Genomic DNA, 23,754 nt, shown 5'->3' with positions numbered 1-23,754 from the left:
GGGCCGGACAGCCCGCAACGCGCCGGCCGAGGCTGCCCGGCGCTGGTCGGTCGGCGTCAGGCCCGTTCGGCACCGACGGCCACGTCGAAGATCTCTTGGAGGGTGGACGCTTCCAGCACCTCGGGTAGGGAGATCGGCTGTGCGGTCTCCCGCTCGAGAATCACGCAGAGGGCGAGCAGGTGAACGGAGTCCCAGCCGACCACGTCGGTGAGGGGCAGCTGTGCGTCCGCGGACGTGACCGGCAGGCCGATCTCGTCACGGATGATGGTCATGAGATCGTCGACAGTGTTCACTGTGACTCTCCTCCCGCGAGCTGCATGGCCAACTCGACGTGGTCGGGGCTGGGCGGGATCTCCGCGAGGTCGTGATGGAACACGCTCTCCGCCGTCGTGGGTGCATCGACGGCGACGAACCCGGACCGCGGGTAGAAGTCGCGCACCTTGCCGTTCTTGGCCGTTTCCCGGTACCGGCCGACGACGCCGGTCGCCCCGGTGGCGCGGGCGTGGCGCAGCACCGCGGACAGGCATGCCTGCTCGATGCCCCGGGCGAACACCCGGCAGCTGAGCAGGAAGTTGTCGATGTGCACGAGATCGTCCTCGCGGTGGGCCAGCACAGCACCGGCGAGCCCGTTGTCCCCGAACCGGTCGGAGCAGCGGATTCCCAGCACCAGACTCTCGGGGTCGCGGGTCAGCGCGGCGACCGCGGCCGGCTGCAGCCGTCTGCCGGTGAGATTGAACTGATTCGTGCGCAACGTGATCTGCGAGATCCGATTGACCTGGCTGTCCGTCGCCGTCGCCAGCAGTACACGGACGCCGAGCTCCCGCAGGTAGCCGTCGAGCGAGTCGAAGCTGTGCAGGAAGTTGCGGCGGTCGGCCTCCGCACGGTAACGGGCCGGCCGCTCGTGATCCTCTTCGGTGAGAACTCGCAGGTCGAACCAGCCGTCGTCAAGCAGCGCCTCGACGTGACGGGCCGGTTCGCCGTCGAGCGCGACCACCGCCACCTCCGGGAGCTCCCGGAGGACCAGCCCCCGCTCGTAGGGGCTGTCGTCGGCGAACACGAAACTGTCGACCCCCAGATTCAGGTCGGCGGCCAGCTCCCGCAGGTTGTCGTGCTTCGGCCGCCAGTTGGCGACCACCCGAACGAAGTCGTTCTCCCGCAGGACCATGTCGGGGTGGTGCAGGAGAACCTCGCTGACGGTCTCGGCATCGTTCTTGCTGACAGCGCTCAACAGCACACCCTGGGAGCCGAGCTGCCGAACGACCCGCTGGAACGCGCGGAACGCCTCGCCCCGGTACGTCTCGCCGATCTCGATACCGTCTGCTCCGTCGTCTCCGAGAATGCCGCCCCACAGCGTGCCGTCCAGGTCGAGCACCAGGTTCTTGCGTGTCCGGCCGGTGAGTGCGCGGGCGAGGTGACCGATCTCGCGGGCGTAGGCGGCGAGCAGCTCGGCGGACAGGTGTGCCTTCGCGTAGAGGCTCATCCGGGCATCCCGGGCAGGGACGCCGTCGGCCAGCAGCGGATCGGTGTCCACCACGACAAGGGCCGGATGCCGCTCCGCGAGCCGGAGCAACCGCGCGTTGGCCTCCCGCCAGAGTGCACCGAGCCGGGCACGGGAGGCATGGTCGATCAGTTGCGCGGTGTGCACGCGGTTCAGCGGTGCCGTGTTCAGGACGAGGACACCGTGGCCGGCCTCCTCGAAGCGCCGCGCCAGGCCCTGCAACAGCACGAGTTTTTCCGTCCAGACCCGTTCGACGTCGTCGGGCTGCCACGGCACGGCCACCTCGGACCAGATCAGGTCCGGATCCAGCACGCACAGCACGAGGTCGGGGTGGCTGGCATACAGATCGCTGGTGGGATCCGCGAGATCGGTGATGTAGCTGTCGAAGTCGCCGAGGTGTACCCGGGCCAGGAGCCCGTGTCGGGCCAGCTCCGCGGTCAGCGGTGGAACAAGCCCGGCGAGGGTCCCGTGCCCGATCACCGCGACGGTCAGTGTGGTGAACCCGGGATGATGGGCCAGGACCTCGTCCGGGTCGATCCGGGCCAGCAGGCGCCCAGCACGAACCAGGTCCTCGTCGGACCGGCCGCGCAGGAGGCCCTGGACCGCCGGATAGTGTTCCGCCAGGAGCCCCGAGCGGTACAGTTCGAGCAGGTCGGAAAAGGTTTTCTCGCCATGGTCGGGCTGTGCGTCCGCACTGTCGGCGGCAGTGGTCACCGTTGGTGTCTTCATAGTCGACGTCCAGTTTCTTGTGCGCGTCGAGCGGCGACCTTCCACGCGACGCCGCCTGGGACCTTGATGATGACCTGTAGGGCTAAACGGCTGCTTGTCTTGGGCTTTCAGCCTTCCGTCGGTCTGAGGGGCCGTTGGCTCTGTTACCGATCGTCGTGCGGACGCACGACGGCGCCTTCGTGCTCGGGCGCATCGACGCCGTTCATGACCAGGCCACCAGCCTGGCGCTGCGGGTCGGCGAGGTGTTCGTGCTGGTGGGGTATCGGGTTGGCCCCGAGGATCCCTTCCCTGCCGGCCTCGATGACTGCTAGCGCGCTCTGACCCGGGCCGCCGCTGAGCCGCCGCACCGCGGGCATTTCGATGTAGGTGAACATCAGCCAGGCCGCCAGCGTGGACACGGTGAACGCCAGCACGAGCAGCCCCAGACCGTCCACGATCGAACGGGAGCCCTCATGCCCGGCCCAGTGGCTGATGCGACCGAGGATGAGCCAATGGATCATGTACAGGGCGAACGATATGTCGCCGAACCACACCAGTATCCGATGGCGCATCCAGGAAGGACGTCCCTGGAGATCGGCGACGGCGAGTGCAGCGATCAGTGGCGCCGTCCACAGCGTCGCCACGCCGCCGACGCCGAACAGATAGGGCACGCCGTATGTCGACATGAGGTAACCGGCGAGGCACAGAACCGTTGCAGGCAGCAGCCCGATCGGCACCCAGCGGCCGGCGAGCACGACTTTCGCGAGCAGGATGCCCAGAACGAACTCCAGCGCCCGGACCGGGGGAAAGAACCAGACGAACCAGATCTGGGTATAGGAGTACCGGCCGCCGCCAACCGCGAGCAGTCGCGGCTGTCCGGGCAGCACGTACAACGAGAAGAAGGTCACCCCGACGATCAGGCCCACCACGACACCGATGCCGAGCCACAACCGTTCGTCCCGGATTCGGACCATGCTGGCATGCTGTCTGGAGAGGGTATGCGATCTGATGTGCACGAGCATTCAGTCGCAGCTGTGAGCCACGCGCCGAGGAAGTAAACCGCCATTCTCGCTTCGGGCGTGACCGGCGCTAGCAGAGGGTTCGATCGACCCGCCACCGGATTATGTGATCCGGCGTGGTTGTGCGGCCTCGAGCAGAATGCGGATGTAGTCGTTTTCTGTCGTCAGCCCGACGGATACCAGACGCGGCTGACGGCGGCTGTGCGGCTGGCGGGGAGCAGCTTTCCGTCGTGCGTGACGGGGCCCGCCGGGCCGGCGGCGGTGAAGGTGACGTCGACGCCGCCGCCCGTCGGGCAGCAGTACCCGTCCCCGGGGGCATAGCCTGCATAGCGCAGAACGACGCTGGGGTTGGCCGAGGTCGCCGCGCGCACGAGGGTGACGGCGCTGCTGGGGTCAGGCGCGTCGTAGCCCACAAAGCAGTCGCCGACAAAGAAGTAGGCCCGCACGATGTTCGTGCCCGCGGGCTGCTGCACCAGACCGAGCAGCACGTTGAGACTGCGTCCCTGGTCGTAGCCGCGGTATTCGCTCACGGACATGCCGTCGGCGCGCAGGTACGCCTCCGCGTCGAAGACCGTCCGAATTCCGCAGCGTGCCGGGGCCGGGTCGCGTTGCTGCGCGCTCCCGGTGCGGTCGGTGCCGCTGGTCCGGCCGTCCGTCCCTGTGGCATGTGGTTCGTTCGGGCCGGTCGCGGTGCTCGGGGACGTCGTGTCGGTCGCGGGCCGCTCGCTCGAGACGGCGGCGGGGCCGGTGACCGTGGCGGAGCCGGTGACCGTGGCGGTGGTGGTGGCCGTGGTGGGGCCGGCTCCGCTGGTGGAACCAGTGGTGCCGGCGGAACCGGCCACGCCGACAGCTCCGTCGCGGCCGGTCGGCAGCACCGCCCAGGCCACCGCGCCGACCGCGGTCAGCAGGGCCACAGCGACCGCCATGAGCACCACGGGCCGCACCCAGCGCCGCCGCCTTGGACCGCTGCCGGTCACCGGCCGTCCCACCAGGGCGTCCCGCGGGGAGGGGGAGCCTGGGGTGAGGCTGTCCGGCGAGCCGGGAGCGGCCAGGGGCATCGGCAGACAGGTGACCCTCTCGTCGTCGTCGTCCTCGTCGGACGCGGACGCCACATCGGCGGCGATGTCGGCGGTGGCGAGGGCGTCCTGGAGGTGGCGGGCGGTCGGCCGGGTCGCCGGGTCCTTCGCCAGGGCCGTACGGACGAGGGAGGCGAGCCGCGCGGGCAGGCCGTCCAGGTCGGGCTGGCCGTACAGGATGCGCAGGGCGACGGCCTCGATCGTCTCGGCGTGGAACGGGGAGCGGCCGGTCGCGGCGAAGCTGACACACGCCGCCCAGGCGAAGACGTCGCTGGCCGGGCCGACCTGCTCGCCGCGGATCTGTTCGGGGGCCATCCAGGTGACGGTGCCGAGCGCGGTACCGGTGCGGGTCTGGCGGGTGGCGTCCCGCGCGCGGGCGATACCGAAGTCGATGATCTTCGGTCCGTCCCAGGCCAGGACGATGTTGGCGGGTTTGAGGTCGCGGTGCACGACGCCGGCGGCCTCGATCGCGACCAGCGCCTCGGCGAGCCCCGCCGCGCACCCGTCGAGCACCCGGCCGGTCAGCGGCCCGTGTGCGTCGACGGCGTCGGCGAGGGTGCTTCCCTCGATGTACTGGGTGGCGTACCAGGGCTGCTCGGCGTCGGGGTCGGCATCGACCAGCGCCGCGACGTGGCGGCTGTGAATCCGCCCGACCGCGTCGACCTCGGTGCGAAACCGTCGGCGGAAGTCCGGGCGGGACGCGACTCGCGTGTTCGGTATCTTCAGCGCGACCGCCTGGCCATCCCGCCCGAACGCCAGGTAGACCACGCCCATGCCGCCGGAGCCGATCCGATGGTGCACGGTGTAGTCGCCGACGCGGCGCGGGTCGTCATCCCGCAGGGGCTCGAACATGACCACCCTTTCCCCTCGGTCGACATCGTCCGTCCCTTCCCAGGACGCGCACCGATGCGCCTTCGTTGTCGACCTGTCGGATAGCCGATCGCCGTCCGCGGTCCTTCGCCGCGGCGGTCGGCGGCGCCGTCGGGGCGCCGCTCAGAGCAGGCCGCTCAGGCGGCGGTGGTCACGAACGCGGCGGTGGTGACACCGATGGTGGTCAGCGGGCCGGTCACATCGCCGATCAGGACCGTCCAGTTCCGGGTTGTCCGGTCGATACCGCCGGTGGACGAGTTCGGCCGCGCCCAGACGATGTCGCGCGGGCCGCAGGAGTAATAACCGACATAGTCCGGATGGTTCTGCGGGGCGCCCCAGGCGCCACCGTCGCGTAGCCGGCAGCGTTCGCCGTTGGCCAGGTTCAGGCCGAGATGTTCCCGCGCTGTCCGACACCCGACCGACCACCGCTGGAGGCGACCTGGCGCGCCGGCCGGGCCCGCACGCCTGCGCGGCGCCACGCCGCCGTGCCTGTGGCCGCGTCCATCGCGCCGAGGTCAGCGGTCGGCTGGTGGGACGGCGTGGGCGTCGTAGGTCTGCCGGCTGCGCAGGACCTCGTCCATGTGCTGTTCGGCCCAGGACTTGATCGCCCGGATCGCCTGGTGGAGGGACAGCCCGAGCTCGGTCAGCTCATAACGGACGGTCACCGGGACGGTGGGGGTGACCGTCCGGGAGACCAAGCCGTCGCGTTCGAGGGAGCGCAGGGTCTGGGTGAGCATCTTCTGGCTGACACCGACCAGCCGGCGGGACAGCTCGGAGTAGCGCAGGGGCGCCGCCTCGGCGGAGCACTCCCCGGCCGGAACGCTGTCACCACCCAGCGCCGCCAGGATCAGGGTGACCCACTTGTCGGAGATCCGGTCGAGGAGCTGGCGGCTCGGGCAGGCGGCCAGGAACGCGTTGTACTCCAGTTTGGCCTGCTCCCGGCGCTGGACGGAGGTGGCGGTCGGCATCGGGGCTTCCTCCAGGTGTCATACGCACTTCCAGGTGCCTACTTCCCAATGGAAAGTAACCGTTGCAGGGTGGAGCCCGCAAGCCCCTGTCTTCGCACTCGCCAGGAGGAACCCATGAGCGCCACCACGTTTCGCACGGTCGTCGTCCGTGACCCGGGCAGCGCAAAGCCCCTCGAGTTCATCCAGGTGCCAGCGGTCACCCCCGGGCCCGGCGAGATCCTGGTGCGGGTCGCGGGCGCCACGGTCAACCCGGTCGACCTCGACGTCGCGGGCGGTTTCTTCCACTCCCTGGGGCTGATCCACCAGACCGAGCACACGGGCCTGGGCTGGGACTTCGCCGGCACCGTGGCCGAGCGTGGCGACGGCGTCGACCTGCCGGTCGGTACCCGGGTCGCGGGCCTGATCGCCGGCCTGGACCGCGACTTCGGACCGTACGGCGAGCAGGTCATCGTGGCGGCCGCGGACGTCGCCGTCGTCCCCGACGGCCTGGACCTGGTCGCCGCGGCCACGGTGCCGCTCAACGCGCTCACCGCCGCCGGCATCGTCGACCTGCTCGGCGACGCTCCGGCCGGCGGGGACCGTCTGCTGGTGACGGGGGCCGCCGGCGCCGTGGGCGCCTACGTCATCTCCCTGATCGCGGACCGCGGCTGGCGGGTGACGGGTCTCGCCCGGGCCCAGGACGAGGAGTTCGTCCGCGGCCTCGGCGCCGACTTCACCACGCGGGCCGAGTCCGGCTGGGACGCGGTGGCCGACGCCGCGTCCCTCCAGGCGCAGGGTGTGGCACTGGTCCGCGACGGCGGACTGTTCGTCGGCGTGCGGCCCGCGCTCATGCCGGCGGCCGAACGGGGCGTCACCGTGCTCGCGGTGAGCGTGCGGCCTGACGGATCTCGCCTGGCCGGCCTGCTCGCCCGCACCGCCAGCGGCGAACTGCCCGCCCGGGTGCACGCCGTCGTCCCGCTCGAGCAGGCCGCCGAGGCGCACCGGGCGATGGCCAAGGGCGGTCTGCGTGGCCGCTACGTCCTGGTGCCCTGACCAGCAGGAGCGCCCGTCCGTCCGGTCCGGACTTGACCTTGACACGATGTGAAGGTGTCCACTGGGCACAGGAGGTGGTCCCGATCAACAGCCCGATCAACAGCCCGATCAGCACGACGACAGCGACCCCGCGGCACACCCACCTGGTGAGCGCCCTGGATGCCATGGACCCGTCGGTCCGGCTACGGGCGGCGCTGGCGGCCGGCTCGCATCCCGAGCCCGCCCTCCTGGAACCCCTCGTCCAGCGGTGCGGGGTCGAGCCGGACGCGTTCGTGCGGGACATGCTGACCTGGGCGCTGACCCGGCTCCCACCGGAGATCACCCTGCCCAGGATCCGCCGGGAACTCGACTCCGAGCACGCGGGCGCCCGCGGCCAGGCCCTGCACACCCTCTCCAAGATCGGCGACCGGCGGGCGTGGCCCTGGATCACCCACGCCCTGCTGCGCGACACCGACGACGAGGTCGCGCGCACAGCGTGGCGGGTCGCGGTCACCCTCGTGCCCGAGGACGCCAAGGAGGCTCTGGCCGAGGAACTGGTCCGCCAGCTCGGCCGCGGCGACCGCGCCGTGCGGTTGAGTCTGAGCCGGGCTCTCGTCGACCTCGACACCGCGAGCGAACCCGCGCTGGAGCGGGCCGTGGCGAACCACGACCCGGCGGTGGCCGCCCATGCCCGTGCCACCGAACTGCTCCGCCGCGATCCGGAATCGGGCTTCGACGCGGCCGTCGACGAGGCGAGGCGCATCGTCACACTCGGGGACGCGCGGGCCGCGGGTTGCTGATCGGGGAGGTGGCCCGCCGTTCGGGGGTGAGCACCCGGATGCTGCGGCACTACGACACGCTCGGCCTGGTACGACCGACCGGTCGCACCGTCGGCGGCTACCGCGAGTACTCCACCGAGGACGTCCGCCGGATCTTCCACGTGGAGAGCCTGCGTTCCCTCGGGCTCTCGCTCAAACAGGTCGCGCGCGCCTTGGAGGATCCGGCCTTCGCCCCGTCCACCCTGGTCAGCGACCTCATCCGATGGACGCGGGACCGTCTGGTGCGAGAACAGGAGCTGCTCGAGCGGCTGTGCGCGATCGACGCGGCGGCCCCCGACGGCTGGCCGGACGTCCTGCGCGTCGTCGAACTCCTGCAGGGACTCGGTTCGCCGGACGCCGCGCGCCGGCAGCAGGCCGTCCTGGCCCAGCCGGACGGCGGGTCGGTTCCCGCCGAGCTGCTCGCCGAGGCGCTCCTGGCCGAATCCGATCCCAACGTGGCGGGCGCGCTGCGCTGGGCGCTTGCCCGCTCGGCGGGTGACGCCGTGGCGACACTGGCCCTCGGTCTGCACGCACCGGATGTCGAGGTTCGCCGGCGCGCGACGTTGGCGATCGTCGGCCTCGCCGATGCCCCGGGTGCGACCGCGCTGCTCGCGGAGGCACTCGAGGACGCGGACGCGACGGTGCGCAGACACGCCGCCCTGGCGTTGGGCCGGCGGGCGGCGACCGAGGCCGTGCCGACGCTCGTGGCCCTGGTGGTCGAGGGCACCCACGACGTCGACGCCGCGGAGGCCCTCGGCGCGCTGTCCGAGAACCCGGGACGCGCACAGGAGATCATGACCGCGCTGGTCGACGAACTCGCCGCTCCCACCGCGGACTCCCCGACCCGGATTCGCCTCGTCCAGGCCCTGGTCGAGCTGCCAGGCGCCCAGGTCCGGGAGGTCCTGCGCCAGCTGACCCACGACGACGACCCCGTCGTCGCCCTCGTGGCATCCGCCTTCGTCGCAGTTCTCGACGAAGGGCCGGCCGGCGAGGACGCCCCGGGTGCCTGACCGCCCACCGAGTCAACGCAGGGCCTGGTCGCGCGGCTCGGACACCGCGGGGACCGGGTCGGCCAGCAGCTCGTAGGAGCGAATCCGGTCGGCCTTCTCCTCCAGGCGGGAGGGCCGCCGTCCACGTCCACGATCGCGGTCCGGCCGCGAAGGCGGCGATCAGTCGCGGGTGACCTGCCAGGAGGAGGCGCTCACCCGGTTGCCGGGATACCACCAGCACACCAGGCGCCGGTCGTTGCCGTCATAGGAGTACTGGGACGCGTAGAGCCAGGCGCCTTCGTCGTTGTTGCGCAGACCGATGCTGTCGCCGTCGCGCAGGACGGTCTTGCCGGCGATCGTGAACCAGCACTGTTCCAGCACACGGACGGTGCTGTTGATGGTCAGCTCCCCGCCGTAGGGGCCGCGCAGCTCACGGATACGCACGATCTTGTCGCTTTCGACGAAATCGACATTACCGGAGCCGGAGATGTCGCCGTCGACCGAAAGATCGCGCAGTACCTTCAGGCCGTTGTGGCCGTAGGTGCTTATCTTCTCGCCGACCTCGAAATCCTCGCCCAGTCGGGCGCCGTTGATGCCCTCCGTCGTCAGCTTGGATCCGACCGTCAGGTCGCCGTTGGCGTTGAGCAGCCCGTCCACGGTGACCCGGGACTGGGCGCTCAGGGCGCCCTGGGCGGTCAGTGTCCCCCAGACCGTCATGTTGTCCTGGGCGTACAGCGTCCCGTGCACGTCGAGCGAGGACTCGCCGGTGATCTCCCCGCAGAGGGTGGTCTCGCCGGAGACGGTCAGGCCGGTCAGGGTGGGGTTGTTGACGGTGACGGTGAGGCTGGCGTACTGCTCGACCGACACGAAGCCGTTCGCCGCCGCGGCCTTTTCCGCCGCGACGGCTTCCGCCGTGCCGTCGGAGGTCGCCGACGCCTTCAGGACGAACGTGGTGTTGTTGTAAATCGTGCTCGACGGGATCGACCACGAGGTGTCGGTGCCCTCGTACACGGGGGAGTCGTTCCCGCTGCCGTCGTACAGCCAGAAGTAGGTGCCGTTGCTCTCCCAGGACAGCTGCAGGGAGTCGCCGGCGTCGATCCTGGTCTGGGGAACGGTCGGCCGGTACGGGTTGCGGGACAGGAAGTTGCGCAGGTAGAAGACGGGATGGATGACGGGCAGGGTCAGGGTGCGCGGGCTTTTGCGGGTGAACTGCCCGGGCGTCGTGCCGGAGAACTCGCCGATCTGCAGGATGAGCGGGTCGCCGGTGGCGGTGGCGATCAGGCCGCTGACGCTGAAGGTCAGCGCGTAGTCGACCGGATCGTCGCGGTCGGTGTTGTGGAAGGTGAACACCTGGTGCTGGGCGTCGGCCAGGATGATGCCCTGGTCGTCCTGCCCGTCCTGGTCGTGCAGCGCCACCGCCTGCCAGGTGCCGTTGTTCACCGCGACGCGCGGGCTTTCGGTGAAGTACGCCGTGCCGTCCTGCGCGTAGACCGGCACGGAGATCACGATCTTGTCGGCGTAGAGGGTCTGGTCGCGGTGGCCGACGGAGATGTTGATGCTGGCCTGGGTGCCCTGGTCGGGGTCACTGCTCGCCTCGAGCGGTGACGGCTGGGTGGCGGGGCGGTAGTCGAACAGCGGGTTGTCGGGCATGGCGAATCCTCCTGACCTGCGACGGCGGGTCGCGTCCGGACGGCTGTCGGGGATGAGCGGGGGGGTTACTGCTGCGGGTCGGCGCGGAAGTGGAGCAGGCCGTCCTCGAGCAGGACGGGGCTGTCCGGGAACCGCGCCTCCAGCGCCGCGGGGACCAGCGCGTACGACGTCCAGGGCGCATCCCCGGGGGCGGGGCGTAGCCACGACCACGAGCCGTTCTTCTCCGCCGGCCGGGGAAAGACGAGGGTCCCGGCCGCGCCCTCGGGGTCCGGGTCGGGTGGGCTGGTCGGGGCGTGTTCGGTGGTGAGGACGGGGCCGAAACGGAACAGCGCCTGCAGGTGGCGCAGCGCGTCGTCGGTGTGCCGAGGGGGGACGGTGACCGTGGCGGTGGGCGTGATGCCACTGGTCGCGTGGACGGGCGCACGCGGATCGAGCAGCAGCAGCAGCCGGGTCGGTGCCGCGTCGCCGAACGTCAGCGGGATGTAGTTCCCGTCCGGCCCGGCTTCGGAGCCGGCGGGATCGGTGGGATCGGTGGTGTCGAGCGGGCCGATCTGGGTGGTGTAGTCCTGCTGGTCGTCGGGGGCGGTGACGCTGTGGAAACGGTCGTAGTCGTAGGAGCCGTCCGGGGCGGTGCCGTAGTAGCCGATGAGACCGTCGTCGCGGGCGGCCACATCGCCGAGGCGGATCTCGAACGGGTCGCCGGTGAAGGCCGGCGGTGGCGGGTCGAGGGTGGCGGCCCATCCGGTGTCGCGGATGGGGGGTGCGTCCAGGGTCAGTCGCAGCTGCGCGGGGACGAGGGCCAGCGGGCGTCCGAGCAGCAGGGACAGGTTCTGGTCGGCGCGTTGGCCGAGCGGGTCGGTGCTCCACAGGGTGGAGTCGATGACGTCGAGGAAGGCGGTGAGGTTCGCCTCCGTGGCGAGTGTCGCCGAACCGAGCAGGGCCGCGATCTCGGGGGCGTGGGCGGCCAGCCGCGCGGGGGTGGTGATGGTGCTGCCCGGCGGGGGTTCCCACTGGCCGGTGCGCCGGCCGTCGGCGCCGGTGCGCAGCTGGTAGGTGCCGAGCAGCAGGCCGTCCCGGTCGTAGAGCAGCAGGCCGCGGTCGAGATGGTTGGGCAGAAGCCAGCCGCAGATGGGGCTGGGGTCGGCCGCGGTGGTGACCAGACGGGTGCCGCTCTGGGCGTCCAGAAGGTCGAAGTCGAGTCGGGCGGGTTGCAGGGGGCGTGGGGGGAGCTGGGCGACGGAGGCGATCGTGGGCGTCAGCGAGGGGCCGGGGGCCAGCGCGGTGTCGACGGTGAGCGGGAAGTTGCGGTAGTCGTGCAGGCCGCCGCTGCGCGTGTCGGCGCTGACGACGGTCAGGACGCGACCGAACTTGTCGTAGAGGAAGAGCTCCTCGATGTGGATCTGTCCCTGGCGGGTCTCGTGGAAGGGGGCGCTGGCGCTGCCGGGCAGGTAGGGGACGCTGCTGACCCGGCCGCGGTAGCGCGCGGGCGGGCCGTCGTCGGGGGCGGCGTCCGGATAGCCGACGAGGCCGGCGACGGTGGGGAAGTCCGGGTCGTCGGTGGTGGGGCGGCGGAAGGCCCGCAGGTCGCGGGCGGCGAGGCGATCGTTGAAACCGGTGAGTTCCTGGGCGAGCAGCCCCCAGTCGCCGATCGCGGTGAGCCAGGCGTCGAGCTGGTCACGCTGGTCGCCGCTGCCGTGCTGGTCGACGTACTGGGTCAGCTGGGCGGCGAACAGGGAGCGGGGATGCGCGCCGAGGGCGCTGGCACCGGTGACGGTGACCCGGTCGACGGGAACGGAGGCGTCCGCCGGGGTGAAACGGTAGTCGGTGCCGTCGAAGGTCCAGCAGCGTTGCGTGCCGACGGTGTGCGGGATGTGCCGGTAGGAGATCTTCCAGTCCATGAGCAGCGGTTCCCAGGGCTGGGCCCAGGGTCGCAGCCCCAGCTGCGGGAGGGTGCCGGTGTAGGCGTCGGGTGGATGCGTGCTCAGGACCGCGGCGATGTCCGCCGCGGGCAGGCCGCTGGCCGCGGCCAGCGCCGTGGCGTTACCGGGATCGAGCAGGAAGTACTCCGCGAGCAGCCCCGGGACCTCCGGGGGGAGGACATCGAGACCGTCGAGGGTGGGCACCGGGCCGCGGCCGGCCACCGCGGTGATCGTGGTGCCTCCGACAGTGACCGCGCTGATCAGCGCGACGCCGTCGGAGGTGAGCGGGCGCAGCAGCAGCGGCTGGTCGGGAACGGTCGCGTCCACCGGGGGTAGCACGCCCGACAGGCTCACCACCGGGTTGTTGCTGCGCGCGTACGGAGGGCGGGGGACGGCCTTCAGTTCGGCGCCGCCGCCGAGTCCCTTCGCCGTGGCGAAGGCGCCGACACCGGCGAGGAACGCGTCGTGGGCGTTGGCGTGGGATTCGGTGTGGTCGGGCTGGGGGACCTTCGCGGCCAGCTCCCGCACCTGGGCGGTGTGCTCGCGCACCGTGCGGGCCAGTGACCCCTCCTGGTCGGGGTCGAGTTCGGGTAGCAGCTGGTCCTGGTCGGGGGCGTCATCCGGCGGGAACATCGACTGCCCCACGATCCCGTTCTTCAACCACAGGGCGTTGAGCCGCCACTGCAGGTCCGCCAGTTCACCCAGACGCGCGTCGAGTGCGCGCTGGTCGTCGTTGAGCGTGGCCAGCCAGGCTGGTGGGACGAAGGCGGCCGGCGCCGCGGCCCCGCTGGACGGGCTGCCGGCGGACGGGCTGCCGGTGGACGGGTCGGTGTCGGCGGGCGGCGGGGTGATCGTCCAGCGGTGGCCGCCGCCGAAGGAGGCGAAGGCCGCGTCGCGGACCTGGCGGCGGACCTGTTCGTCGCCGCCTTTCTCCTCGGCGACGGCGAGCAGGTCGTGCAGGAACGCGCGCAGCAACGCGACATCGGCGGCCGACGGTGTGGCACCGGTGGCGTGCAGGGCCTGGGCGGCGAGGGCGGTGAAGGCGTCCTCGGTGGTGGGGCCCAGGGAGACGCTGAGCGCACCGTTGTCCGTGATCGTGTCGAGCGGGTCCGGGACGGGTGCCGCGGTCGCGCCCGGATCCCAGCTGACGGTCAGGGCCGTCCCGGCGTACAGGCTGCGGGCGATCGGGGTGACCGTGGCGTCGTGTGCGGCCTCGCCGGTCAGCCGGGGATCCTGCCAGCCCAGCCGGTCGAGATGATCCGGGTAGGTGGTGGTGGACGGGCGGGTGGCGAGCACGTCGGCGTCCGGGTTGGAGTACCAGCCGATGACCCGGTAGCCGAGGCTGGTGGCGGCGGCCGGGGTGGCGAGGTCGGCGAGGTCGTCCAGGAAGGAGAAGATGTTGCTGTTGTGCGGGGTGTAGGTGGTGAAGTAGGGGTCCCCGCTGGCCATGGCGGTGACGAACAGCGGGTCCCGGCCGGCGCGTTCGGTCCACGGGGTGTCGCTGTGGGCGAAGGCGAGTCCGAGCTGGACCTGTCCGACATCGGGACGCATGGTGTTGCGGTACGGGTCGGGGCTCGCCTGCCAGGCGCGCAGGGTGGTGGCGTCGACCAGGTAGGGGCTGGAACGGGCCAGGTCGTGGCCGTCGCCGTGGGCCCGCGGGCCGCACGGGCAGTCACTTTCGATCACCCAGGCCCGGGCGTGGCGGGTGCCGGTCCCGCTGACCCGGATCACCAGCCAGCGGTTGGGGACCAGCGGGTAGCGCGGCTGCCCGGTCGCCGGGTCCGCCACACCGTGGCGTAGCCCCCGGGGCAGCGTCCAGTGCAGGTGGACGCCGGTGTGGCTGTGCACCGGATCGTTGTTCTGCCGGTCCGCGCCGTCCGGTTCCGGGCTCAGATAGTCGTCCAGTGCCAGGTAGGAGTGCTGCCAGGTGCGGAAGGCGTCGCGGCCCTGCAGGGCCCGGTTGACCACGAGGGCGTCGAGGTCCACGGGGACGACGAGCGCGGGGCGGGGGGTCACGGTCAGTCTCCGTTCGGGCCGGTGAAGCGGATGGCCTCGGGCACCCGGACCATCTGCAAAGCCAGGTCGGCGGGCCCGAGGGGACCGACAGCGCCGCCGTGCGCGGTGTCCAGCGCCGCGGTCAGCGCGGGGACGAGCGAACCGAGGTCGAGCACACGGCCGTCGGTGCCGGCCCGCAGATGGTCCAGGACCGCGAAGGTGACGTCGGGGCCGAGCTGTTCGCCGAGCGGACGGCCCCCCGGTGTGCCCGGTGGGGCCAGCAGGTTACGCAGCGGGATCAGCCCGTGGTCCTGCACGCCGAACCGGAAGCCCTCCTGCGGCTCGGCGAGTTCGACGACCGCGGGCAGCCCGTCGAACAGGCACAGCAGCACGCTGGGGGAGAGGTGGTCCAGCCGCAGGATCGGCACCGGCGCCCCCGCCGGGTCGCTGGCGCGCACGGCCAGGTTCGGCCAGCCGGAGACCAGCGCCGAACGCAGCAGCAGACCGCTGACCGGCCCGAACCCAGTAGCGCCGCCGGTCGGGGCGCCGTCGGAGGTGGGGTCCGCCGGGGTGGTGGCGCGTTGTGTCGCACGGTGGGCGGCGGCCTTCGCCGTCGCCGCGGCCCGGATGGTGGCGGCGACGATCCGGTCCTGGGCGGTGTCCCGGCTGGACTGCGCGCCGATGCCGATCGCACCGGAGAGCAGGGCGTCCAGCCAGCTGGGGTCGAGGTGGAAGAAACGCAGCGACTCCCGGGGCAGCATCCGCTCGTCGGGTACCAGCGGGGTGAACGGCACGGGATACAGCAGCAGCAGCCGGCCGAGCCAGTCCGCGACCCGGTCGAGGTGTTCCCCGAGGCCGTCGTCGGTGTGCGGCGCCGCGGTCAGTGCGGCCCGGGTGGCCTCGGAACGCAGCACGGCCGCCAGGGTGCCGACCGGGTCGGGGGAGGGAGCCGAGACCGGCGGGGACCAGGGGGCGCCGGGCCGGCCCGGTGGGGTGCCCAGGGCGGTGAGCAGGTGGCTGTCGAGCAGCGCGCCGAACGCCGCGCGTGCCGTCACCGGCCGGGTGTGTCCCTCGCCGCCGGAGCCGTCCCGTTGGAGGTGGGTGCTGGTCGCCTGGTGGTGCAGGGTGTCCACCAGCTGCCGGGTGGCCTGCCTGAACGCGAGCAGATGCTGGGCGTAGGGGGCGTCGGCCAGGGCGAGGGCGCGGCCGGTCTCGAAGGCGGTGGCCAGGGACAGGTCGAAACTGCCCCAGGTCGGGTCGTAGGCGATGAGCGCGTCGGCGGTGGTGGCCTGCGCCGCCTGATCGGTGGCCGCGGGCAGCACGGGGGTGAGCGGCCCGCGGTACCAGCCGTAGGTCGCCTCACCCGACCGGGTCAGGTAGGGCAGGGGCAGGTAGCCGTCGTCGAGGCGGCGGGTCAGGTGGCGTCCGGCGTCGGTGTCGGGGTCGGGGTCGTGCGCCGCGGCGGGCAGGCGCAGCCACATGTCCTCGCGTGCGGCCCGGGCGCCGGACGGGGTGCGGGTCAGTCCCTCGGCGAGGTCGGCGAAGTCCGCCGCACGGTCGGGTTGTGCCTGGAACGACCAGCTGCACAGCGACAGCAGCGCCACCGACGAGCGGCCCTGGAAGTCGGGGGCGGCCACCAGAATCCGCTCGTGGCCCTCCAGGGAGACCAGATGCACGATGTTGCGCGTGCCCGTCCCGGAATCGGCACCGGGCGCGTCGGGCCCGTCGGATGCGGCGGTGCTGGGGAAGCGGTTGGCGACGATGACGGAGAACAGGCCGTCCTCGGCCAGGCCCAGGATGGACCGGTCGGCGGTGTTGGCGCCGCGGCAGTGGGCGAGGAAGCGCAGCTCGTCCAGCCGGGGTGCCACGGCCTGGAACGCGGATGCCGCCACCTGGATGTACACGCATCCGTCGCCGGGGCCGACGTCGGACTCCACGGTCAGCGCGGGTTTGAGCACGGCCGGGTCGTCGGCGAGGAAGTCCGCCACGGTGGCGGACAGGGTGCGGGTCGGGGCGGTGCCGCCCCCGACGAGCTGGGAGTCGGTGAGCACCAGCAGGGCCAGCCACGGGGTGTCGTGCGACGCCCCGGTCAGGGGACGTTCCCAGGCCAGCATGGGATCACCGAGCACCACATGCGGCAGGACCTCCGCGAACCGGCCGCTGGAGCCGTCGGGAGGCTGCTGGGCGATCACCGCACCGGCGTCGATCCGCACCTGCGGGCCGCGGACGGTGAACTTCTGGACGGCCGTGAACGGCCCGCCGACAACCGACGCCCCGTCGCGCAGGGTGTGGGTGACCTCGATCCGGTAGTCACCGGCGGGCAGCGCGGGCAGATAGTGGTCGTGCAGCTCCACGTCTCCCAGCGGGATCGTGTCGCGGGCGGGATGCCGCGGGCTCGGGCTCATCGCTGGTTCCCACCGTCTCGGTCGCCGCCGACCACCAGGGGTGCCTGGCGGTAGAAGTGGGCCGCGCCCGCGGCGAGACCCGTCAGGGCGCTGTCGTCGAGGTCGGTGAGCAGCTTCGCGGCGGCCAGCGCGGCGTACATCTGTTCACGGCCGCCGCGCGCGTCGCCCCGGTCGAGGTGACCGAGCAGATCCACACTGGACGGATCGGGCACACCGACGACCTCACCGGTGACGGACGGCTCCCGGGGCAGCGGCGACAGGCCGGGTGTCAGCTCGTCCGCGTCGTACTCGCTCAGCGGGAACACCCCGCGTGAGGCGGCGAGTTCCGGCCGGGGTGCCCGCACGTCGAAGCCGACCGGCCGGTCCGCCAGCACCTCGGCGCTGGGCGTGGACGGCGTGTGGCTGAACGGGCTCGGCGGCGCCCCCCACAGCGACGCGGGCACGCCGCGGGTGCGGGCGGTGAACGTCCAGCCGTCCGTCGCGGCGGGCCGGTCGGCGCGGAAGAGACGCAGCCGGTGCTCACCGACCAGGCCGGTACGGTCCATGGGACGCACGTCGACCAGCGGGCCGTCGCCGGGTTCGGCCGCACCCAGGGACGCCTCCCCGGTGCGCAGATGGCTGGCCGGCACCGCGGCCTGGGTGAACAGCCGCAGATCGCGGGCCCGTGCCTGCCACACCTTGGCACCGCCCCCCGCCCCCGCCCCGCCACCGGACCCCGGGTCGGCGACGGCGGCGTCGACACCGGCGACCGCCGCGATGGTGACGACGTCCGCCGGTTTCGGGAGCATGCTGGCGAACACGTCCCAGCTCAGCGCCCCGGGTTCGGCGCCGCCGCGGGAACCGCCGAAGCTGACGGTCACGTCGATCAGCGGGAAGTGCGCGGTGACCGAACCGCCCGTCGGTGGCCCCCACAGGTCCAGGATGGCGCTGACCGAACCGCTGATCGTGGCGTGCATGAACCCCAGGTTGACGCTGCCGGAGGCGCCGACGCTCACCGCGATCCGCGCGGCGAAGGAGAACGGCCGCCAGGACAGCAGCACATCGGCCTGCGCGGTGAACCAGGCCCGGATCGGACCCTCGTGGAAGAGGACCTCCAGGCGCGCCCCCGCCATCGCGCACGACGGTGTGACCGCCAGATACGCCTGGGCTTTGATCGACACGTGGGCGCTGACCGCCCAGTCGATCCCGAGCCGTGGCGCGTCCGGGTAGTAGGACGGCCGGGTGAACGCGGGATGGTAGCCGCCGAGGGTGACGACGAACTGCCCGGCGTGCGGGTTCGACCCGAACCAGGTCGCGGCGGCGAATCCACCGGTGAGATGGCAGGCGGGGGTGAGCACGTAGGAGGCCGGGGACAGCTGCGCGGCGATCTCCACGCTGCCCTGCAGCGGCCGGATGACGGCCTCCACACCCAGCTCCGCGTAGACGTAGGTGGTGGTGGCGGACTCGGTGGGCAGCGGCAGCTGGATCGTCGCCAGGCCCAGCACGGCCAGCGCCAGCTCCGCGCCGATCTCCGCGGCCAGCAGCACCTTGGCGTTGACCACCTCGGCGACGGTGAACTCCACCCCGAGGGCCAGCCAGTACGACCCCTCGTGGGGGGCGATCCACCGTCGCGGCTGAGCGCCGACCACGGCCGGCTCCCGCCCTTCCAGCACCTCCAGCACATGGGACGGCTTGTGCCCGCCGTCCGGGCCCTGCTTGTGCAGACTCAGCAGCGGGAAGCCGGACACCTCCCGCGGGGTCGGCAGTGTCAGCTCACGGTTGACGCCGAACCCGGCCATCAGCCCGGTGACGATGACCGGTGGCGGCCCGCCCAGCGGCGCCTCCAGCTGGGCGAAGACGAACAGCGAGGGCACGCCGTCGGTCAGCTGCGCGTACGAACCGAGTCCCGCCAGCGAGAAGCTCTGCAGGCCGACCGTGGCCGTCCCGTCGTACTGGAACGCCACCGTGGCGGGAAGCTGGTCGTCGGGCAGGCGCAGCAGCGCGCCGGAGATCTCCACCGGGGCGGCGCTGTAGCCGATCCCGAGGCCGTCGAGGTGGAACGTCGGGGCGAACCTGTCGAGGCGGGAGCCGACCGCCAGCCCGTCGAGGGAGAGGGCCAGCGGGCCGAGGGCGACCGAGGCGTCCAGCGCGAACAGCAGCACGTTGTGCTGGTAGAGCACCCCCACCCGGTCGAGGTGGACGATGCCGATCTGCTTCTGCACCGACACCCAGTGGATGCCTGAGCCGCCCGTCCCGGTGCTGTCCGTCGACGAACCGGACGTGCCCGACGGGCTGGACGTGCCGGATGTGCTGGGGGTGTTCGGGCTGGGGGTGTTCGGGGTGGTGGGGTTCGTGGGGGGCACGCCGAGCGCGACCGAGGTGGTCTCCGTTCCGATCCGCAGGTCGGCCAGCGCGCTGACGCCCGCTCCGAGCCCCGCCGGCGGGAGCGCCACCACCTTGGCCGGCCCGAGCAGCCCGTTGACCGCGGTGACCGTCTGGGCGTCGAAGGCCCCGGAGCTGTAGAGGACCTGAAGGTTCTCCACGCCCACCGTTCCGAACGTCGAGAGGAACCCGCCGACGAGCGGAAGCTGGGAGAGGTCGAAACCCGCGGAGAGGTCCACCCCGAGGCAGAACCGGGCCGGGCCGCCCGCGGGTTTCACCCGCACGAACTTCGCGTCGGTCAGCCCGATCCGCAGACTGTCGGGAACATCGGCGGCGAGCTCGGCGGAGAAATGCGCGACCCAGTCCCGCAGCACGATCTCGGTGCCCTCGGCGGCGCCGTGACAGGTGGCGACGAGGATGTCGGCACCGGATTTCCGCGCGTCGAAGTCGACCTCGAAGGTGAAACCGTCCACGTCGAGTGTTCCGCCGTACCGGGTGCCCGACTCGTCGCGGGTCACCGTCACCCGGAGCGTGGCCTTGATTCCGTCCGCGATGGTCATGTCACCCTCGCAGAGGAACTCGAGGGCGGTCGAACCGGTGGTGTACGAAAGCGTCAGGGCGGTGAGTTCGAGCGATCTGACTGGAGCGGGCACATCGGTCAGCCCCAGGGCGTCGATCACCTGCGCCATGCTCAGGGTGTCGCCCGCCGCGAGAGCACCGCTGAAGGCCCAGCCACCCTGCGCGCCGCCGGCCTTCCCGGCCGACAGGACGATACTGAACGCGGAGCCGATCGACACCGTACCGCCGACCCGGGCGGTGAATCCCTCGACGCCGTTGTAGGCCAGGTACAGGGACAGGGATCCGATCGCGAGGTCGGGGCCGATCGACCAGTCACCCGCGACCTCCATCTGGACCACATAGATGTCGCCGAGGACGGCGATGAACGACAGCCCACTGACCGCACCGAGATCGGGAATCCCGTCGGTGGGAATACCGAAGGATTCCAGCAGCGACCGGGCCATGATCGGCTTTTCGCCCCGCAGCGAGCCGAGGACGGTCAGCTCGGGAAGCCACAGTTCGATCTCGAGCGGAAGCGCCTTGAGATCAAGGTCGGTCACCAGTGCCACGGCGCCCACCGTGTAGACCACCGGTTCCGCCGCCGTCTCCGCGGCGAAGCCGTAGTCGAAACCGGCGAGGTCCCGGGCGTCGAATCCGAAGGCCTGCAGCCCGCCGCGCGCCTGCTCCCACACCTGCGCACCGCCGATACGCCCGCCGAGGTCCTCCAGCGCATCGGCGAAGGCACCGTCACGGGTCGGCCGCACCGCGGCGACCGGACGCCCGAGGTCATCCACGGCCAGCGTCGCCTCGACCTCCACCGCGCCGACGGTGCCGCCGAGGGTGATCGTGGCCAGACCCGCGCTGGTGACGCTCACCGTCACCAGCCGCACCGCCATGGCCACCGGCGTACCGGCCGGCCAGGCGGTGGACTCCCAGGTCAGGGGCAGTGTCAGCGTCGTGCGCGCGAGGTCGATCACCGGTGGTCCGCTGCCCGGACCGCCGCGGCAGAGCCCGTCCGGAAACGTGCCCAGCAGGTCGCGTAGTCGCTCGGGCAGCGCACTGTCCGACGCGGACAGCGTCGGTGGATCGCCCAGGTCCAGAACATGCGCCTTCAGCGCATCAAGATCCACCGAGTTCCTCCCGGAGACGCGTGGCCGGTCGCGGCACGTCGACTCTCACCGGACTTTTTTCACGTAGGCCACGCCCTCGTCGTTCAGTTTCCATTCCGTCCCGTTGAACGGGACGAGGCGTGGGTGCCTGGCCACGTTCGCCAGGAGTTTGAAGGCCGGGCCGGAGGAGGTTCCGTCCGCCGAGTCCAGATAGGTGCGGATCGCCGCGTCGAGACTGCGAAGCTCGTCGAAGCGTGCGTCTCCGTATTTCGCGAAGATGGGGCGGGCGACTTCCTCGAATTTGTCCCCGGGATCATCGGAGCGGCTGGTGGGTCCCAGGAACAGGTTTCCCGGGAGCCAGGTGTAGACGATCAGGAAGTTGTCCCAGCCCTCCGGTCGCCGGTAGGTCGCCGCCTCATCCGAGGTGTGAACAGCGTCGCCGGAGTAGAACCTGCCTGCCAGTGTGTCGACCTGCCCGATCTCACTGTCCTTGAACTGGCTGCCGGAGGCCTTTGTCAGGTCGACGTAGAACCTTTTCGTGAGGCCGGGACGCAGTTTCTCAAAGAACGTACTTCTGCGGAGCATGTTGGCGCCGGCGGCCTTGGCCCAGAACTTTCGCAGGGTGCTGTAGGGGACGACATGATGGTAGGTGAGATTGACGTTGGTGCCGTCCACCGGGCCGGTCCCGGACTCCTGGTACGGATGGCCGACGCGTTTTTCGGGCATCAGAAGGTTGTAGGTGGATGCCACCAAGACGTGTACCCTCCCCGGTTCCGTCCTCGCGAGGCCGAAGCGCGTTCCGCATGACGCATGCCACATACACCGCCCGTGCCGGTACCTGTGCGCAGGCGCCGGCGGAGCGGTGAAAGTTCCTGTTGCACGCAGAGAGATCCGGTATGGACGTGGACTCCACACCCAGAAGCGTTCGATGAAAACCCGTAGGCAACAGATTAGGGATCCCCTACCCCGAATGGGGACTGTTTGCGGAAATTCACGCACAGTTATCCCGATACCTGTCGGATGGCCGGCCTGGTCCTCGGTGACCGCGCCGCGCCAGCTCGGGCGCAGGCCTGCGCCGCCATGCCCGTGAGCTGCGAAGGCAGCGAACGCCGACCCGGCCGGACCGACCGGGTCGGCCAGGATCGCCCGCCGGTGGCCGGTGCCCCCACGGACGGCGGGTGCAACGGTGCGTAGAGGACACATGGTTCGCGACGGTCGGCCCGGACCGCTCAGCCGGCGCAGGAGAACGGGTCCGCGTCGAACGTCAGCCGTCCCGCCGCGGGACCGGCCAGCCGCAGTGGCGCATCGTCCGCGTCGAGGGGCCGAGCGAGCAGGCCGATGGGCGGGCCCCTACGTGCGCGGCGTGATACCGGCTCCGGGTGTGGGCGGCGGCCGCTCACCGACGGGCAGCGTCTGCGCGAGCACCCGGTCGATCCGGTCGACCTCGACCACCACGGCCTCGGGCCGCCCCGACTTTCTCGCCGCGGCCCGGACGACCTCGGCGGTCGGCGCCTCGAACAGGCAGTACGACTTTCGCTGGTCCGCGCTCAGGAACGAGAACACCCAGCGCAGAGTCTCCCGCCGGCCTTCGTCGCCGCCGGTTCGGAGAGTGCCGCCTGCTCGGACAAATGCGGGTGTGCTCATCGCGATGGCGTCCCCTGCTCAGGGGCGGCAGTCGCCGCTGCTGTTGAGCAGGACCGTCACCGTGCTGCCGCGGCTGTTCGCGACGGCCACATCGTCGCGATCGTCCCCGTCGCCCCGGAAGTCGCCGGTCTTCACCGAGGAGGGGCCCGGACCCACGGGGTAGACCTTCGGCGGCCCGAGCCCGCCGCTGCCGTCGCCGAGCAGGATGGACACGGTCTCGTTTCCCTGGTTGGTGACGACCACGTCGCGATCTCCGTCGCCGTTGAGCTCGCCGGTCTCCACACCGGAGGCTCCCGGGCCGGAGAAGGAGGTGCGCGGCGGCTGGAAGGTGCCGTCCCCGTTGCCCAGCAGGACCGACACCGTGGCGTTTCCGGCGTTGCCGACGATCAGGTCGAAGGTGTCGTCGCCGTCCTCCTTGCCCGCCGTCACCCCGGACGGGCCGGGGCCGGTGAGGTAGACCTGCGGCCCGCGTAGTCTGCCGTCGCCGTCGCTCAGGAACACCGAGATCGTGCCGTTACCGGTGTTGGCGACGGCCAGGTCGGCGACGCCGTCCCCGGTGAAGTCCTCCGCGCCCAGTGAGGACGGGCTCGGCCCGCTGGGATACGACAGCGGCGGCTGGAAGGTGCCGTCGCCGTTGCCCAGCAGCACCGAGATCGTGCCGTCGAAGCTGTTGGCGGTGGCCAGGTCGACGATGCCGTCCCCGCTGACATCCACGGCCCGCAGACCGCCCGGCCCGCTTCCGGTGAGGTACGGCACCGGGGGCCGGAAGGTTCCGTCACCGTGGCCCAGCAGCACCATGACCGTGTTGTCGTACCGGTTCGTCACGGCGAGGTCCGGGTGGCCGTCCCCGTCGACATCCGCGGCCCGTACCCCGGCCGGACCGGATCCGGTGGGATAGGTGAGCGGGGGTCGGAAGGTGCCGTCCCCGTTGCCCAGCAGCACCGACAGCGTGTTGTTACCGGTGTTGGCGACGGCCAGATCGGCGTGGTCGTCCCCGGTCAGGTCGTCGATGACGAGGGCGACCGGACCGGGGCCGGTGAGGTAGTCGGTCGGCCCGGGCGGTGTGGCGGCCTGGGCCAGGGTGGCCATGGCGATGATCGCGGGCAACGGCAGGGCCGCCACCAGGATCGGACGCGGGGGTCGTGGCACGGGCCTC

The 23,754-nt window shown here is 71.6% G+C and carries 16 protein-coding genes and 1 pseudogene; 4 read left to right on the top strand and 13 right to left on the bottom strand.

The window, feature by feature from the left end; all coding sequences use genetic code 11:
- Window positions 1-56: 56 nt before the first annotated feature.
- Entirely contained in the window at window positions 57-293 is a 237-nt protein-coding gene (locus MXD61_RS26460) for an acyl carrier protein (protein ID WP_248816131.1), read from the bottom strand.
- Window positions 290-2,227, bottom strand: a complete 1,938-nt coding sequence (locus MXD61_RS26455; protein WP_374629608.1) for an HAD-IIIC family phosphatase — start codon at window positions 2,225-2,227, stop codon at window positions 290-292. The genes MXD61_RS26460 and MXD61_RS26455 overlap by 4 nt, the downstream gene beginning before the upstream one ends.
- Window positions 2,228-2,382: 155 nt before the next feature.
- Here MXD61_RS26455 and MXD61_RS29065 point away from each other — a divergent pair, with 155 nt between their 5' ends.
- Window positions 2,383-2,538, top strand: coding sequence for an alpha/beta hydrolase fold domain-containing protein (locus tag MXD61_RS29065; RefSeq protein ID WP_374629614.1), 156 nt, complete (start codon window positions 2,383-2,385; stop codon window positions 2,536-2,538).
- A gap of 78 nt (window positions 2,539-2,616) precedes the next feature.
- Here the strand turns inward: MXD61_RS29065 and MXD61_RS26450 are convergent.
- The 4 genes and pseudogenes from MXD61_RS26450 to MXD61_RS26430 all read right to left on the bottom strand — a co-directional run.
- Window positions 2,617-3,180, bottom strand: a pseudogene (locus MXD61_RS26450) (acyltransferase family protein); the annotation flags it as partial.
- Window positions 3,181-3,389: 209 nt separating this feature from the next.
- On the bottom strand, window positions 3,390-5,153 hold the full coding sequence (locus MXD61_RS28230) for a protein kinase (RefSeq protein ID WP_285223390.1): 1,764 nt from the start codon (window positions 5,151-5,153) through the stop codon (window positions 3,390-3,392).
- Window positions 5,154-5,308: 155 nt separating this feature from the next.
- The gene (locus tag MXD61_RS26435) at window positions 5,309-5,650 is read right to left on the bottom strand and encodes a hypothetical protein (protein ID WP_248816128.1); all 342 of its coding nucleotides are present in this window, start codon (window positions 5,648-5,650) and stop codon (window positions 5,309-5,311) included.
- Window positions 5,651-5,686: 36 nt separating this feature from the next.
- The gene (locus MXD61_RS26430) at window positions 5,687-6,139 is read right to left on the bottom strand and encodes a helix-turn-helix domain-containing protein (RefSeq protein ID WP_248816127.1); all 453 of its coding nucleotides are present in this window, start codon (window positions 6,137-6,139) and stop codon (window positions 5,687-5,689) included.
- A gap of 114 nt (window positions 6,140-6,253) precedes the next feature.
- Here MXD61_RS26430 and MXD61_RS26425 point away from each other — a divergent pair, with 114 nt between their 5' ends.
- From MXD61_RS26425 to MXD61_RS26415, 3 genes are all read left to right on the top strand, one after another.
- Complete coding sequence (locus MXD61_RS26425; protein WP_248816126.1) at window positions 6,254-7,171, top strand: NADP-dependent oxidoreductase; 918 nt, start codon at window positions 6,254-6,256, stop codon at window positions 7,169-7,171.
- Between the two features lie 74 nt (window positions 7,172-7,245).
- The gene (locus MXD61_RS26420) at window positions 7,246-7,950 is read left to right on the top strand and encodes a HEAT repeat domain-containing protein (RefSeq protein ID WP_248816125.1); all 705 of its coding nucleotides are present in this window, start codon (window positions 7,246-7,248) and stop codon (window positions 7,948-7,950) included.
- Entirely contained in the window at window positions 7,944-8,978 is a 1,035-nt protein-coding gene (locus MXD61_RS26415; protein ID WP_285223389.1) for a MerR family transcriptional regulator, read from the top strand. Before MXD61_RS26420 ends, MXD61_RS26415 begins: the two co-directional genes overlap by 7 nt.
- Window positions 8,979-9,137: 159 nt before the next feature.
- On the opposite strand, the gene MXD61_RS26410 is transcribed toward MXD61_RS26415, so the two are convergent.
- The 7 genes from MXD61_RS26410 to MXD61_RS26380 all read right to left on the bottom strand — a co-directional run bounded on the left by MXD61_RS26410 (window position 9,138) and on the right by MXD61_RS26380 (window position 23,747).
- A complete protein-coding gene (locus tag MXD61_RS26410) occupies window positions 9,138-10,607 on the bottom strand; it encodes a hypothetical protein (RefSeq protein ID WP_248816123.1) in 1,470 nt (489 codons plus the stop codon).
- Window positions 10,608-10,672: 65 nt separating this feature from the next.
- Entirely contained in the window at window positions 10,673-14,542 is a 3,870-nt protein-coding gene (locus tag MXD61_RS26405) for a hypothetical protein (protein WP_248816122.1), read from the bottom strand.
- Window positions 14,543-14,544: 2 nt separating this feature from the next.
- Entirely contained in the window at window positions 14,545-16,926 is a 2,382-nt protein-coding gene (locus tag MXD61_RS26400) for a hypothetical protein (protein WP_248816121.1), read from the bottom strand.
- Complete coding sequence (locus MXD61_RS26395; RefSeq protein WP_248816120.1) at window positions 16,923-20,975, bottom strand: DUF6603 domain-containing protein; 4,053 nt, start codon at window positions 20,973-20,975, stop codon at window positions 16,923-16,925. The genes MXD61_RS26400 and MXD61_RS26395 overlap by 4 nt, the downstream gene beginning before the upstream one ends.
- Before the next feature lie 45 nt (window positions 20,976-21,020).
- Window positions 21,021-21,704 (bottom strand): hypothetical protein, encoded by a 684-nt coding sequence (locus tag MXD61_RS26390; RefSeq protein ID WP_248816119.1) that lies wholly within the window; start codon window positions 21,702-21,704, stop codon window positions 21,021-21,023.
- Between the two features lie 600 nt (window positions 21,705-22,304).
- Complete coding sequence (locus MXD61_RS26385; RefSeq protein WP_248816118.1) at window positions 22,305-22,598, bottom strand: nickel-binding protein; 294 nt, start codon at window positions 22,596-22,598, stop codon at window positions 22,305-22,307.
- 18 nt (window positions 22,599-22,616) lie between these two features.
- Entirely contained in the window at window positions 22,617-23,747 is a 1,131-nt protein-coding gene (locus tag MXD61_RS26380; protein ID WP_248816117.1) for a VCBS repeat-containing protein, read from the bottom strand.
- Window positions 23,748-23,754 lie beyond the last annotated feature (7 nt).

It is taken from the genome of Frankia sp. AgPm24, from assembly GCF_023243055.1.
Lineage (GTDB): Bacteria > Actinomycetota > Actinomycetes > Frankiales > Frankiaceae > Frankia > Frankia umida.
This window is presented reverse-complemented; position numbering and strand designations above follow the sequence as displayed.

What these genes read in the sequence shown, in the direction of transcription:
- MXD61_RS28230 (WP_285223390.1), bottom strand. Translation starts at nt 5,153, where the DNA reads ATGTTCGAGCCCCTGCGGGATGACGACCCGCGCCGCGTCGGCGACTAC.
- MXD61_RS26400 (WP_248816121.1), bottom strand. Translation starts at nt 16,926, where the DNA reads ATGAGCCCGAGCCCGCGGCATCCCGCCCGCGACACGATCCCGCTGGGA.
- MXD61_RS26410 (WP_248816123.1), bottom strand. Translation starts at nt 10,607, where the DNA reads ATGCCCGACAACCCGCTGTTCGACTACCGCCCCGCCACCCAGCCGTCA.
- MXD61_RS26455 (WP_374629608.1), bottom strand. Translation starts at nt 2,227, where the DNA reads ATGAAGACACCAACGGTGACCACTGCCGCCGACAGTGCGGACGCACAG.
- MXD61_RS26385 (WP_248816118.1), bottom strand. Translation starts at nt 22,598, where the DNA reads ATGAGCACACCCGCATTTGTCCGAGCAGGCGGCACTCTCCGAACCGGC.
- MXD61_RS26430 (WP_248816127.1), bottom strand. Translation starts at nt 6,139, where the DNA reads ATGCCGACCGCCACCTCCGTCCAGCGCCGGGAGCAGGCCAAACTGGAG.
- MXD61_RS26425 (WP_248816126.1), top strand. Translation starts at nt 6,254, where the DNA reads ATGAGCGCCACCACGTTTCGCACGGTCGTCGTCCGTGACCCGGGCAGC.